This is a genomic window from Streptomyces sp. NPDC054872, assembly GCF_053610705.1.
Genome location: NZ_JBSGYY010000015.1, coordinates 193,906 through 206,922, shown reverse-complemented (window position 1 = coordinate 206,922; position 13,017 = coordinate 193,906). Strand labels below are relative to the sequence as shown.

The 13,017-nt window shown below is 71.3% G+C and carries 11 protein-coding genes; 4 read left to right on the top strand and 7 right to left on the bottom strand.

The features are described from left to right. Positions 1-66: 66 nt before the first annotated feature. Together ACWGIH_RS20845 and ACWGIH_RS20840 are read right to left on the bottom strand one after the other, a co-directional pair. A complete protein-coding gene (locus ACWGIH_RS20845; protein ID WP_453450707.1) occupies positions 67-483 on the bottom strand; it encodes a hypothetical protein in 417 nt (138 codons plus the stop codon). 114 nt (positions 484-597) lie between these two features. Further along, positions 598-2,151 (bottom strand): alpha/beta hydrolase, encoded by a 1,554-nt coding sequence (locus ACWGIH_RS20840; protein WP_453450708.1) that lies wholly within the window; start codon positions 2,149-2,151, stop codon positions 598-600. Between the two features lie 297 nt (positions 2,152-2,448). Between ACWGIH_RS20840 and ACWGIH_RS20835 the strand changes: the two genes are divergently transcribed. Together ACWGIH_RS20835 and ACWGIH_RS20830 are read left to right on the top strand one after the other, a co-directional pair. Further along, the gene (locus tag ACWGIH_RS20835; protein WP_453450744.1) at positions 2,449-3,717 is read left to right on the top strand and encodes an aminotransferase class I/II-fold pyridoxal phosphate-dependent enzyme; all 1,269 of its coding nucleotides are present in this window, start codon (positions 2,449-2,451) and stop codon (positions 3,715-3,717) included. Positions 3,718-3,884: 167 nt separating this feature from the next. Then, the gene (locus tag ACWGIH_RS20830; RefSeq protein ID WP_453450709.1) at positions 3,885-4,820 is read left to right on the top strand and encodes a hypothetical protein; all 936 of its coding nucleotides are present in this window, start codon (positions 3,885-3,887) and stop codon (positions 4,818-4,820) included. 9 nt (positions 4,821-4,829) lie between these two features. On the opposite strand, the gene ACWGIH_RS20825 is transcribed toward ACWGIH_RS20830, so the two are convergent. The 3 genes from ACWGIH_RS20825 to ACWGIH_RS20815 form a co-directional block, all read right to left on the bottom strand. Continuing rightward, positions 4,830-5,393 (bottom strand): GNAT family N-acetyltransferase, encoded by a 564-nt coding sequence (locus tag ACWGIH_RS20825; RefSeq protein WP_453450710.1) that lies wholly within the window; start codon positions 5,391-5,393, stop codon positions 4,830-4,832. Positions 5,394-5,511: 118 nt separating this feature from the next. Then, entirely contained in the window at positions 5,512-5,925 is a 414-nt protein-coding gene (locus ACWGIH_RS20820) for a (R)-mandelonitrile lyase (protein WP_453450711.1), read from the bottom strand. 86 nt (positions 5,926-6,011) lie between these two features. Further along, positions 6,012-7,028 carry a zinc-dependent alcohol dehydrogenase family protein gene (locus ACWGIH_RS20815; RefSeq protein ID WP_453450712.1) on the bottom strand — a complete coding sequence of 339 codons (1,017 nt, stop codon included), beginning with the start codon at positions 7,026-7,028 and terminating at the stop codon, positions 6,012-6,014. Between the two features lie 190 nt (positions 7,029-7,218). On the opposite strand from ACWGIH_RS20815, the gene ACWGIH_RS20810 reads away from it, so the two are divergent. Further along, on the top strand, positions 7,219-8,130 hold the full coding sequence (locus ACWGIH_RS20810; protein ID WP_453450713.1) for a helix-turn-helix transcriptional regulator: 912 nt from the start codon (positions 7,219-7,221) through the stop codon (positions 8,128-8,130). A gap of 48 nt (positions 8,131-8,178) precedes the next feature. Here the strand turns inward: ACWGIH_RS20810 and ACWGIH_RS20805 are convergent, their stop codons facing one another. Continuing rightward, positions 8,179-8,748 (bottom strand): TetR/AcrR family transcriptional regulator, encoded by a 570-nt coding sequence (locus tag ACWGIH_RS20805; RefSeq protein ID WP_453450714.1) that lies wholly within the window; start codon positions 8,746-8,748, stop codon positions 8,179-8,181. An 87-nt stretch (positions 8,749-8,835) separates the two neighbouring features. Here ACWGIH_RS20805 and ACWGIH_RS20800 point away from each other — a divergent pair, with 87 nt between their 5' ends. Continuing rightward, complete coding sequence (locus tag ACWGIH_RS20800) at positions 8,836-9,729, top strand: NADP-dependent oxidoreductase (RefSeq protein ID WP_453450715.1); 894 nt, start codon at positions 8,836-8,838, stop codon at positions 9,727-9,729. Between the two features lie 75 nt (positions 9,730-9,804). Here ACWGIH_RS20800 and ACWGIH_RS20795 read toward each other — a convergent pair whose 3' ends face one another. Further along, positions 9,805-12,939, bottom strand: coding sequence for a discoidin domain-containing protein (locus ACWGIH_RS20795; protein ID WP_453450716.1), 3,135 nt, complete (start codon positions 12,937-12,939; stop codon positions 9,805-9,807). Positions 12,940-13,017: the final 78 nt, after the last annotated feature.

Below are 13,017 nucleotides of genomic sequence, written 5' to 3'. Positions count from 1 at the left end.
GTCGATGAAGGCGACGGGGTGCTGCCGACCGGCCCGGTCGGCGGGGTGCGGGTGGAGAGATCCCGTCTACGTTCTGATGACCTGGGTTCTGTAGAGGTCGACGGACGTCGCGTCCGGGGGAGATGTGCCGGGCAGGGCAGGGGCGTCGTCCGGCGGCTCGTAGTGCGCGGGGGCCGTCGCGAAGGCCGGTGAGCTGGTCCGCTCGGGAGCGGGCAACGCCCCGCGCGGCGTCCTGTTCTCGCCCTCGTGACAACCGCGGCCGGCGTCGCGGGACCGGTCACGGCCGTTGTCACGGCTGTCGGCCGCGCGCTCGGCGTACGGGCCGAAGCCTACGGCGGTCGCGCCGCGGTCCTCGGCGACGGCGGCGACCGCGGTGCCCGACGGCCCGTCGATCCCGAGCAAGGGGACAAGGAAGAGAAAGGCCATGGCGAACAGGGCCGTGCGCACCGCACCGCCCTGGGGTCGCCTCTCCCGTGTCGCCATGTCCGAGTGATGGTAGGCCAGAGCCGGCGGCGGGCACAGGAGGGAAATGAGGCACGTGCCGTGAACAGGGTCGTACCCGTCGGCGGACGGGCAGCTCGTGAGCCGCTCCCGCCCTTACCGCCGGGTGCAGTTGATGTCGTGGGCGGGCAGGACGCCGGTGCGCAGGTAGTCGTTGACCGCGCGGTCGGCGCAGGGGACGGGGCGAAGGCCCCCGAGTCCGCGGCCGTAGACGCCGTGGGAGCGGATGTCCGCGGTGATCAGGCGCGAGCCGGTCAGCTTGCGGTGCAGGGCCTGGGCACCGTCATAAGGGGTGTTGTTGTCGCGACGGGCCTGCAGCATCAGTACGGGTACGTCGTTGGCGACGGCGGTGCCCGGTTCGCGGGGCTCGCCGGGCCAGAACGCACACGGGGCGATCATGCCGTTGACGTAGGGGCCGAACACGGGCTGGGTGCCGCGGCTGCGCTCGCTGCTCCGCCAGTACGTCTCCGGGTCCTTGGGCCAGCCGCCCGCGGGCCAGCCGCCGTCGCCGCACATGAAGAGCGCACCGCCCACCATGCTGTCCGCCAGGTCGGGCGAGGCGAGCAGGTCCAGCATCGCGGCGAGTTCGGGGCCCGGTTCGACGAGCTTCCCCGCCGCGGCGTCGACCAGGTCACGCACGATCGCGGCCAGCGTCGGATCGTTCTCCTCGTGCTGAACGGGCTGCTTCAACAGCAGTCTCAGGACAGGGGCGTTGAGGCGTTGCCCCGCGACGCCGACCGGCCGGCGTTCGGCCTGTACGAGGAGCTGCTCGACGCGCGCCCGCACCTGAGAGGCCGTGCGGCCGAGCCCGTAGACGTGGTGGCGGCGGGCGGTCCAGGCGGCCCATTCGTCCAGCGCTTCCTCGGCGGGTTCGCCGGAGCTCTGGAACAGTTCGTACTGGGTGGCCGCCGGGTCCGTCGAGGAGTCGATGACCATGCGGTCGGTGCGGCGCGGGAACATCTGCGTGTATACGGCGCCCAGATCGGCCCCGTAGGAGATGCCGTAGTACGACAGCTTCCGCTCGCCGAGGGCTGCCCTGATGACGTCCATGTCCCGGGCCACGTTCCGGGACGACGCATGGGGCAGCAGTTCCGCGTTGTCTCCGTGCTCCTGGCAACGCCGCGCCGTGTCCCGCGCGCCGCGCACCGACGCGTCGAAGTCCGCACGGGGTGACGTCGAGGGTCCGGGCGGGGTCGGCGGAGCGGCCGGTCCGCAGGTGATCGGGGAGCTCTCGCCGAGGAAACGCGGGTCGAACCCGATGAGGTCGTAATCGTCCGCCACCCCCTTGAGCGCGGGCCGCAACGCGAGGGTGTGAGCGATCCCGCTGCCACCGGGCCCACCGGGATTGGACAGCAGGATCCCGCGCCGCTGGGACGAGGCCTTGGCCTTGATGCGTGAGACCGCGATCTGAAGGGTGCGCCCGCCGGGAGCGGAGTAGTCGAGAGGAACGGTCACCTCGGCGCACTGCGCCTCCGCGGCGTTCAGCTCCTCCTGCGCCTTCGAGCACGGCCCCCAGCTGAGCCGCTGCTGCTGATGAGCAGAGAGGGGGCGGCGGCCGGCAGGGGAGGACTCCGCCACCGAAGGCACCGCTCCGCCAAGCAACCCGGCCAGGCCGAGACCGACCGTGAGTAAAGGGGTGAGGCCGCGCATCGTGCTCCTAAGGATCAACTGGCACAAGAAAGAGGGACGCGGCCGACGCTATGAGCTCGGAAGGCGGCGGAACATCAGGTCACCCGGCCGATGCCTGCGGGGGTTAGCCCCCGCCCCGCAGCCGTTCCCGCGGCCGTGCTCATGAGCACGGCCGCGACCCCCGGAGAGTGACGCGCGCCACCTGGCTGGGCACGGGCGGGTCATTGCTTTGTATCCTCGGCGGGCAGTGCCGATGCCCCCGGCACCGACCCGTGCAGCTCACAGGCCCGGGCAGTGCCGACAACGTAAGGACACATGATGACCACCGAGCTGAGCCCCGACGCCGTGACCGGGCTCCTTGAGCGGGCCCGCCAGGACTACCAGGACCTCGCAGGACGCGGGCTCTCGCTCGACCTCACGCGCGGCAAGCCGTCGCCGGAGCAGCTCGACCTCTCCGAGGACCTGCTGAGCCTGCCGGGCGGGCGGCACACCTCCGCCGACGGCACGGACGTGCGCAATTACGGCGGTCTGCAGGGTCTCGTGGAGCTCCGGGAGATCTTCGCCGACGTGCTCCAGGTGCCGGCGGGCCAGCTCCTCGCGCTCGGCAACTCCAGCCTCGAGCTGATGCACGACTGCCTGGTGCACGCGCTGCTGAGCGTGGTGCCGGGTGCCGAGTCGCGCTGGGTGGACCAGGAGCGGATCGCCTTCCTGTGCCCGACCCCCGGCTACGACCGGCACTTCGCCCTCTGTGAGCGGTTCGGGATCGACATGATCCCCGTGCCCATGACCGCCGAGGGCCCGGACATGGACGTCGTGGAGCGGCTCGTCGCCGAGGACCCGTCCGTCAAGGGCATCTGGTGCGTCCCGAAGTACAGCAACCCCGACGGTGTCTGCTACAGCGACGAGACCGTCGCCCGCCTCGCCTCGATGCAGGCCGCCGCGCCCGATTTCCGGATCTTCTGGGACAACGCGTACGCCGCCCACCACCTCACCGCGGAGCCCGTCGAGATCGCCGACCTGCTCGCCGCCTCCGCTGCCGCCGGGAACGCGGACCGTGTCTTCGTCTTCGGCTCCACCTCGAAGATCACCGCGGCGGGTGCGGGCGTCGCCTTCTTCGGCTCGTCGCCCGCGAACCTGAAGTGGCTGCTCGCCAACAACTCGAAGCGGTCGATCGGCCCGGACAAGATCAACCAACTGCGGCACGTCATGTTCCTGCGGGACGCCGACGGAGTGCGCGCGCACATGGAGCGCCAGCGCGCCCTGCTCCAGCCGAAGTTCGAGGCCGTGGCCCGGATCCTCGAGGCAGAGCTCGGCGGGACCGGTCTCGCCCGCTGGACCGACCCCAAGGGCGGCTACTTCGTCACGCTCGAAGTGACCGACGGCTGCGCCAAGGAGGTCGTACGCCGTGCCGCCGAGGCGGGCATCGTGCTGACCCCGGCCGGCGCCACCCACCCGTACGGCGACGACCCGCGCGACGCCACCATCCGCATCGCGCCGAGCTACCCGAGCCTGGCGGAGCTGGAGCAGGCCATCGCCGGGCTCGCCGTGTGCGTGCGGCTCGTGGGCTACGAGCAGCAGGTCGCCTGACGCCAAGGACCCTTGGCTCCGAGGACGCCTGGCCGCAAGGGCCGGGCTCCGAGGACGCCGGGAGCTGCGGGCCGCCCGTTTCCGGTCCTCGGCCCTGGTCACGCCCGTCCGGTTCCGGCCAGTAAACTGCGCGCGCTCAGAAGCGTCGCAGGAGGCGAGGGGGAACCGTGGCACACGGGGGACATCAGGGCTGGGGCCCGGCGAACGGCCATCCGCAGGGCGGCGGCCCCTATCCGTACGACCCGCAAGGAGGCGGCGGCCCGAATCCGTACGGGCCGCCGCACCCCGGGCCGTATCCGCCCCCGCAGCCGTATCCGTACCCGCCACAGCCCGTCCGGCGGCGGCGTTCCGGGTGCGCGCTCTTCTTCGTCTCGCCGCTCATCCCGTTCATCCGCTCGGCCCGCCGCCGTGCCGAGGCGATCTTCAACCAGCCCGGCGCCGGCCACGTAGCGGACCCGCTCGTGTCGAAGGTGCAGTTGGGGCGCGCGATCGTCGGCGCGGCCGCAAGCTTCGGCCTGATCTACGCCTATGGCGCGGACGACGGCTGGAGCGGTGTCGCCAACGACGGCGTCGTGAAGCTGATCCTCGCCCCGCTGCTGCTGATCTTCACCGGACCGCTGGTCATCCTCGGTTTCATCCGCTACGCGCCCGCCGAGCAGCGGCGTGTGCTGCGCTCCCGGCTGCGTGCGCCGCTCAAGGCCGTGGCCTGGTACGTCGGCATCCTGGCGGGAGTCGGCCTCGTGCTGGCGGGCAGCACCCTGGTGCTCAAGCAGAACCACGGCACGCTCGTGAACGGCCTCATCGCGCTCGCGCTGCTCATCGGCCTCGTCTGGCTGCTGCCCTTCCTGCTCTTCGCCTCCGCGTACGCCGCCCGCTATGCCTTCAACACGTCCAACGTGCACGCCGCTCTGCCGGCCGCGCTCACCGTCGTACTCGTCTGGGAGCTGATGCTCTTCAGCGTCGCGCTCGACGGCGGTCTGCCGCACGGCCCGCCGGCAGCACAGTGGTGCGCGGTTCTCGGCGGCCCCGTGACCGTGACCGCGGTGGCCCTGTGGGAACTGCGCCGGATGCGCACCCGCCACGGCGTTCGCATCCGCCCCTGAGGACGACGGCTAGCGGTCGGCCGGGTGGAGAACCATCTCGCGCTCCCTCTTGGCGGGATCGCCCTTCATCGGGACGGTCACCCCGGAGGGCACGAACCCGAAGCGGCGGTAGAACCGCTCGGCCCGCGCGTTGTCCTCGTGCACGTACAGGCGCACCCGCGCCACGTCCGGCACCGACCACGCCCACCTGACCGCCGTCGTGAAGAGCGCGTCGATCACTCCGCTTCCGCGGTGCTCGGGACGGACGAAGACACCGATGACATGCGCCTGACGCTGCTCGATCGCCCCGCCGAACACGTCCTCGGTGTCCGCGTCCTCGATGAGCACGGCCACCGTGCCGCTCCAGGTCCCGTCCCCGGCCTCGGCCACGAACTGGCGCACGCGCGTCCCGTCGGCCGCCCCCTCGGCCCGCTGCTGCCAAAAGGAGTCCGGTTCGGCGGCGGCCTGTTCATACGTGTCGAGAAAGGCGATCGGAGCCACCGGGTCCTTGAGCGCACAGAGCCGCAACTCCTTGACCTTGGCCCACTCGTCGGCGCGTATCGGACGGACGGTGTCACTGGAAACCTGATTCATGTCGCCGCACCCTACGCGACCTTGCTGCGGGGTGCTCCTGCATTTCCGCAGGTCACCGCTCCGTGAGGCCGGCGGGGGACTGGGCGGACCGGGCGGAACCGTTGCCTGCGACGCGTCGCTACCGGTTGGAGCTGCGAGGGCCGCCGTACTGCTCGTCGGTGACGGGTTCCGCCCACCGGGTCTCGGGGGTGTCGTCGCCGGTGCCCTCCCACATGGCGATGTGTTCCATGAACCGGTCGGGGGCGGCGCCGTGCCAGTGCTCCTCGTCGGGCGGGCAGCTGACCGTCTCACCGGGGTGCGCTTCGAGGATGGTGCCGTCGCGGGTGCCGATCAAGGCGACGCCGGAAACCATGTGCAGGGTCTGGCCCACGGCGTGGGAGTGCCAGTTGGTACGGGCGCCGGGGGAGAAGCGGACGAGGTTCGCGCGCATCCTCGACGGTTCCTGACCGGCGACGATGACGTCCCACCACACGTCTCCGGTGAACCATTGGGTCGGTGCCTTGCTGGTGGACTGGGGCTTGATGAATTCCATGGGGTTTCGGGTTTCCTGTCGATTCGATGGCGTCGTTGCGGAAGCGTGGCGGCCCAGGACACCGAGGCCGGGCCGCGCGAACGGGGTCACGGCTTGAGGAGTGCCTTGATCGCGCGCCGCTCGTCCATGGCCTGGTAGCCCTCGGCGACCTCGTCGAGGGGCAGGGTGAGGTCGAAGACCTTGCCGGGGTCGATGGCGCCGGTCAGGACACGGTCGATCAGGTCGGGCAGGTAGCGGCGCACGGGCGCGGGCCCGCCCCGCAGCCCGACGTGCGAGAAGAAGAGCTCCTGTCCGTCGACGGCGACGTCGTGCGGGACGCCGACGAATCCGACGTTGCCGCCGGGCCGGGCCGTGTGCAGGGCCTGCCGCATCGCCTGGGCGGTGCCGACGCACTCCAGGACGCTGTCGGCGCCGATGCCGTTCGTCAGGTCCTTGACGCGGGCGACACCCTCGTCGCCGCGCTCGGTGACGATGTCGGTGGCGCCGAATTCCAGGGCGAGCCTCTGCCGGGACTCGTGGCGGCTCATCGCGATGATCCGCTCCGCGCCCATCTCCTTCGCGGCGATGACACCGCACAGGCCGACCGCGCCGTCGCCGACGACGACGGCGGTGGAGCCGGGCCTGACCTCGGCGGCGTCGGCGGCCCACCAGCCGGTGCCCATGACGTCGGAGACGGCGAGCAGGCCGGGCCACAAGGCCTCGTCGGGCGTCTCATCGGTGGCCACGAGGGTGCCCTGGGCGTTGGGGATGCGCACGTGGTCGGCCTGGCAGGTGCTCATGAACTCGCGGTGCAGACAGTTGGACTGAAAGCCGTTGAGGCAGTTGGGGCAGGTGTTGTCCGAGGTGGCGAACGAGCCGACGACGAACTGGCCCGGCCGCACCGAGGTGACCTCGCTGCCGACCTCCTCCACGAAGCCGACGTACTCGTGACCCATCGGGTGCGGCTCGCCGATCGGCTCCGCGCCGCGGTAGGGCCACAGGTCGGAGCCGCACACGCAGGTGACGGCCGTGCGAATGACCGCGTCGGTGGGCTTGAGGATCTTCGGGTCGTCGAGTGTCTCGAAGCGTACGTCGCCGGGGGCGTGGATCACTGCGCCGCGCATGAGGGTGGTTCCTAACGTGCTGAGGGACGGGCCGCTCGAGCCCGCTCGGGGTCGGCTCGGGCGGATCCCGGGTTTCCGGGGTGTGCCACGTCTTCCAGGGAACCGCGCATTCCCGCGCGCAGCGAGTTACGGATGAGGGGTGTACCGGCAGTACATGGCTCCGCCGACGCTCGGGTCGTACGGTCGGTGCATGGACAACCGTGATGAGGTCCGCGAGTTCCTGACCTCGCGGCGAGCCAAGATCAGCCCGGAGCGGGCCGGGCTGCCCGCGGGCTCCCGACGCCGTGTGCCGGGCCTGCGGCGCAGCGAGGTCGCGGCCCTGGCCGACATGAGCGTCGAGTACTACGCCAAACTTGAACGCGGCAACCTCGCGGGTGTCTCGCCGGGCGTCCTCGAAGCGGTGGCCCGGGTGCTGCAACTGGGCGAGGCCGAACGCGCCCACCTGCAGAATCTGGCGCAGGCCGCCGATGGTTCCGACGCCCTCGCCCGCCCCCGGCGCCGCCGCGGCGCCAAGGACCAGTGGAAGCCGCACCGCAGCCTGCAGTGGACGCTTGACGCGATCACGGCGGGGCCCGCGTTCGTACGCAACGGCCGCACGGACATCCTCGCGACCAACCGGCTCGCCCGCGCCTTCTACCGCGATGTCTACGCCGCCCCGGGGAACCAGGCGAATCTCGCGCGCTTCCAGTTCCTCGATCCCGCGTCGCGGCGCTTCTACCCCGACTGGGAGCGGTTCGCCGACGTGTCCGTCGCCATCCTGCGCACCGAGGCCGGGCGCAATCCGTACGACAAGGATCTGCACGACCTCGTCGGTGAACTGTCCACCCGCAGCGAGGAGTTCCGCACCCGCTGGGGCGCCCACGACGTCCGCCACCACGGGACCGGCACCAAGCGCTTCCGCCATGAGGTGGTCGGCGAGCTCACCCTTGCCTTCGAGGGCCTGGAGCTGGCCGCCGAACCAGGTCTGACCCTGACCATCTACGCCGCCGAGCCCGGCTCGCCCTCCGAAGAGGGCCTGCGCCTACTGGCCTCCTGGACCGCGGCGGACGCCGACCCGTCGGACGGGACCCCGGCACCTTCGTCACAGTCCACGTCGAGCTGACGCGAAGCGTGGTCCTCGCGGCATCGGGCGATGCAGGCCACTCCGCGGTCAGGTGACCTTCCAGGCCGCCTCGATCATCAGGAAGATCTCGTCCACCGCGGCCTCGGGCTCGGCTGCCTCACGTGCCACCGCATGGGCGTCGATCACGAACCTCGCGATCGCCCTGCAGGCTGTCGTGGACCGTGACAGGCCGGGATCCGCGGCGATGGCCGTCGCCAGCGAGTCCGCGTGACGCAGCCTCATCGACTCCTCGTACTCCCGCAGCGCGGGCGTTCCCTCGATCATGCGCCACATCGGGGCGGAGCCGTTCGCCGTGCAATGCCGCACCAGCGCCAGGACCTCGCGGCGCAGCGCGGGCATGAGCGGGTCGTGCGGCGCCCGGTCGGTCACCGCGCGCGTGAGGCGCTGCTCGAAGTCCGCGTCCTGCTCGAACACCAGGGCCTCTTTCGAGGCGAAGTGGGAGAAGAGCGTGGTGACGGCCACGTCCGCCTCGGCGGCCACGTCACGGATGCCCACCGCGTCGTACCCGCGTTCCAGGAAGAGCCGCAGGGCGGCTTCAGCGATCTTCTGGCGGGTCGCTGCTTTCTTGCGCTCACGGCGTCCGGACGGCTCGGTCATGGCATGACGCTATCAAATACAAAGCTGTAGTCGTTCTGAAAGGCTAACCGTTCTAAAACACTAACGGTTAGTGTTACGGTCTGCCGCATGAAGAAAGTGAGCTTCGCCGAGTTCGGCGGTCCCGAGGTCCTGCAACTCCTGGATGCCGAGGAGCCCCATGCGGGCCTCGGCCAGATACGCATCGCCGTGCGGGCGGCAGGGGTGAATCCCGTCGACTGGAGGATTCGCGAAGGCCAGATCCTGGGGGCGCATCCGACCGAGTTGCCCTCCGGCGTCGGGCTGGACGCGGCGGGTGTGGTGGACGAGGTCGGTGAGGGAGTCCAGGGGGTCACGGTCGGCGACCGCGTGTTCGGCGAAGGGGCGAGCACGTACGCCGAGTTCGCGGTCCTTTCGGCCTGGGCCCGCATGCCCGAGCGGCTGACGTTCGAAGAGGCGGCCGGGTACCCCTCCGTCGTGGAGACCGCGCTTCGTGTCATCAGCGAGGTCGGTGTGCGGCCCGGGCAGACGTTGCTGGTCAGCGGTGCGTCCGGGGGAGTCGGGTCGGCGGTCCTGCAGATCGCCCGCGACCGCGGCATCACCGTGATCGGCACGGCCGGGGCCGCGAACCAGGACTATCTGCGTGGCCTGGGTGCCCACGCCACGACGTACGGCGATGGCTGGGTCGAGCGGGTGCGGGAGCTCGGCCCGATCGACGCGGCCCTCGATCTGGCGGGCTCCGGCGTGCTCCGGGAGCTCGTCGAGCTGACCGGGGACCCGGGCAAGGTGATCTCCATCGCGGATCTCGGTGCGCCCGAGTTCGGTGTCCGGTTCTCCGGCGTGGCAGGCAGCGTGCCCGAAGCGCTGGCCGAGGCCGCCGCCCTGATCTCGGGAGGCAGGCTGCACATCCCGGTCGAGAAGTCGTACACGCTCGCCGAGGCCGCGGCGGCGCACATCGACAGCCAGGCGGGCCATTCGCGGGGGCGGCGGGTCATCGCGATCTGACCGTGCGCCCCTGTGCCCCGCACCGCCTCCGGTGCGGGGTACGGGGCCCGGCGTCTTTCAGCTGCGAGCGTTAGCTCACCGCGAGGTGACGGTCAACGTGGTCAGAGAACCCCCGGAGCGGGCGGTGACACGCAGAGCCACATAACGTGCGGTGCGGTCGACACGCAGGGTGCCACGCGTCGACAGCCGAGCGGAGCCGTCGTACGTAATGCCGTCCAGGCTGAACTCCATCTGGGAGGCCGGGGCATGGCCTCCGCGCCACCGGGTGCGGACCTCGCCGATGTGCTGCTCGCTGCCGAGGTCGACGACCATGCGGTCGTCCTGCCCGGCCTTCCACGCGGTGGTCTCGTCGCCGTCCACGGCGGCCTCGGGGTCCGTCATGCCGGGCGGCAGCGGCGATGTCGGGAAGGTGTTGCGGCCCAGCGCCAGGTCGGAGCGGGGGTACGGCGTGGCGCGCGGCACGGTGACCGTGGTCGTGCGGCCGGCGCGTACCGTGGCGCCGACCCGCCTGCCCTGCGCCGAGACGGTGACCCGGCAGGCGGGACCGCTCAGCCGCACAGTGCCGCCGTCGACGACCTCGGCCCGCAGGCCCACGGGAAGGCGATGCGCGGACAGGGTGAGGCGGGGCGGCGCCAACACGGCTGAGGCGGCGGGGAGATCGACGCGCAGAGCCGTGCCGGACTCCGTGAGGGTCTGCGTGCCCTCGTAGAGCCGGACCTCACGTGAGGAGGACGTGCGAGCGATCGTCACCGTCGTGGTCACCGCTTCGGCGGAGAGGTTGAAAAGGCTCAGGTGGTGCTCGGTGAGGGCGACCTTGACGTCCTCGGAGTCCGTCGTCGGCGTCTTGCCGGCGGCCGCGGCGCGCAGTTCGTCCGTCGTCGCGCCAGGGAGCCCTTCGACCACCAGACTCTCGGCCGGGCCGTCCGAGAGGACGACCGTGTCGCCGTAGACCGCGATCGGATGGGCTCCGCCGCGCACGACGAGACCGGCGCGGCCGTCGATGTCCAGCCACTGCCCGCGGCTGGTCAGATCAGGTCGCGGCCAGGCGACCAGGTCACTCCACTCCTGTCCGTCGGCCGACCCCTGAAGCCGGTAGGCGCGCCCCGCCGCGGCCTCCCAGCGCAGCGTCACGCGGTCCACGGACCGGGAGGAACCGAGGTCGACGGCGATCCAGCTGTCGGCCCGTGGCCGGTCCGCGCGCGACACCGCCCAGCGGCTCGGACCGTCGCCGTCGATCGTGAGCGCCGGCTCTCGGCCCGGTTCGAACGAGGAGGCGGACGCCTTCGCCCCACCACCGCGGGCCAGGTCGTCGCCCGAGGCGCCGTCACGTATCTCGAAGGAGTACAGCGAGTAGCCGTACATCGGGTCGGGTCGCACCCCGAGCATGCGCAGGTGCCGGAACTGGCCTCGGGGGAAGGTGAGTTCGTCGGTACGTGCCCCGGCCGACGACTGGTCCCCGGTCTTCGCCTTGACGGTGGTGCTTCCCTCGGCGGCACGATAGGTACGGCTGCCGTCCAGGCCAGGTACGCCGTCCATGGACAGGTTGCGCACCTCCAGGTGGCCCTCGCCGTCCGCCGTGCCGGACGTCGCGTAGACCACGGCGCCCGACGGCAGCGTGGTGAACCCCGCGAAGCCGTGATCCAGGGTCAGCAGGCTCGCGCTCCCGTCGAAGCCGTCCCGCAGTCGCGTGTACGTGACCGAGGACCGCTCGACGACCTTCGCCCGCGTGCTCGGCAGGAACATGGGCGTCGGGCCGCTGAGCGCGAACAGCCAGTCGTCGTGGGCCGGTTGCCAGGCGAACTTCACGAAGTCCGGCTTGGTGACGGTGCCGGCCCAGGCGCCGGGGGACTGGTGGGAGACGAGGCCGGGTCCCGCTCCGTGGTCGGTGACGCCGCTGGCCTGCTCGAAGAGTTCGCTCGGGGCGAGGGGGCGGACGCGTCGCTGGCCGGACCGGTCTCGCCATTCGTGCAGGAGGTAGCTGATGGCCAGCTCGGCGCGCGCCTCCGGCTCGTACTTGGGCTCGCCGGAGAACTTCGCGATGCGGTACTGCGGCGGATACTCCTGATACCCCTCAAGGCGTTCGGCGAGCGCGCGTTCGCAGGCGGCCGCGGCCCGGTCGCCGACGACCTGGGCCAGGAAGGCGAGGGGGATGATGTCGCGGCCGTAGAGGTGTTCGCGGTCTGCGACCATCGGCATCAGGGGTTCGCCCGCGTCGCTCATCACGCCGAGCAGCGTGCGCCACAGCGGAGCGGCGTTGGGCTGGGCGGTCAGCACTTCGGGCAGGGGCCGGCCCGCCGCGAGGAAGTGGGCGGAGTTGCGGCCGGACGTGCGCCAGAGCTCTTCCTGGTAGTGCGGTCCGAAGGACCCGTGGTTCTCGACGATGAAGGTGTCGTACAGGTTCTGCGCGGTGTTCTCGCTGACCGCGACGCCGTCCACCCGGGCGGGGTTGGCGAGGTCGGCCGCGGGCAGCCCCGCCTCGTTGCGGCTCCAACGGCCGAAGGCCGCGCGCCACGCGTCCTGCCGCTGGTCGTCGCTCGCCCAGGCCAGGGCCGGGGCGAGCGCCTGGGCGTAGATGCCCATCTCCTCGAGTTTGGTGTCGCCCTTGTGGCCGCCGGTGAGCCCGTGCGGAGACCAGTCGCCGGAGTCCGGGTCGTCCTTGGTGCCCAACGCCTCGGTGTAGCGGGCCTGTTCGCGGACGATGGTGTCGACGTTGTGCCGCGTCGCCTCGTCGAGGTCGTCCCAGAGCAGCCGTGCCGCCAGGACGAAGTAGGACTGGAAGGTGGTGTCGAAGAACAGCTTGCGGCCCCACTGGCTGCCGCCCGTCAGCCGGTTCGAGGCCGCGAAGTGCTTCAGCGTGGCGAGCGTACGGGTGCGCAGCGTCTCCTTGGTGACTCCGGCCCGCTCGGCGTCGTAGGGGCCGCGGGTCAGCAGCACCGCGTTGCCGAGCACGACGGCGAAGCCGAAGTCCTTGCTGGTGTAGTGGCCTTGGGCGGCGTCCCACTGGGTCTCGGACCAGCGCGTGTGGGAGAGCAGGACGCGGTAGTACGTGTCCGCGACGGCGTCCGCTTCCGTCTCCGTCTCCGCCCGCGCCTGCGCGGCAGCCGCTGCCGGTCCCGTGCCGAGGGTGAGCGGGAAGGCCGCCACGGCACCGGACACCCCGAGCAACTGCAGAGCTTGACGGCGTGTGGTTCCCCAGGCGTGCTGCGGCATCGTGCGCGACCTTCCCGTAGACAACGTTGTCAGAGCTCGATCATTCTTTGGGGGCCTCACGGGCACGTCAAGGGTTCT

Excerpts from the sequence above, each read along its gene's own strand:
- ACWGIH_RS20795 (WP_453450716.1), bottom strand. The coding sequence starts at position 12,939 with ATGCCGCAGCACGCCTGGGGAACCACACGCCGTCAAGCTCTGCAGTTG.
- ACWGIH_RS20815 (WP_453450712.1), bottom strand. The coding sequence starts at position 7,028 with ATGCGCGGCGCAGTGATCCACGCCCCCGGCGACGTACGCTTCGAGACA.
- ACWGIH_RS20805 (WP_453450714.1), bottom strand. The coding sequence starts at position 8,748 with ATGACCGAGCCGTCCGGACGCCGTGAGCGCAAGAAAGCAGCGACCCGC.
- ACWGIH_RS20820 (WP_453450711.1), bottom strand. The coding sequence starts at position 5,925 with ATGGAATTCATCAAGCCCCAGTCCACCAGCAAGGCACCGACCCAATGG.
- ACWGIH_RS20840 (WP_453450708.1), bottom strand. The coding sequence starts at position 2,151 with ATGCGCGGCCTCACCCCTTTACTCACGGTCGGTCTCGGCCTGGCCGGG.
- ACWGIH_RS20800 (WP_453450715.1), top strand. The coding sequence starts at position 8,836 with ATGAAGAAAGTGAGCTTCGCCGAGTTCGGCGGTCCCGAGGTCCTGCAA.
- ACWGIH_RS20835 (WP_453450744.1), top strand. The coding sequence starts at position 2,449 with ATGACCACCGAGCTGAGCCCCGACGCCGTGACCGGGCTCCTTGAGCGG.
- ACWGIH_RS20810 (WP_453450713.1), top strand. The coding sequence starts at position 7,219 with ATGGACAACCGTGATGAGGTCCGCGAGTTCCTGACCTCGCGGCGAGCC.
- ACWGIH_RS20825 (WP_453450710.1), bottom strand. The coding sequence starts at position 5,393 with ATGAATCAGGTTTCCAGTGACACCGTCCGTCCGATACGCGCCGACGAG.
- ACWGIH_RS20845 (WP_453450707.1), bottom strand. The coding sequence starts at position 483 with ATGGCGACACGGGAGAGGCGACCCCAGGGCGGTGCGGTGCGCACGGCC.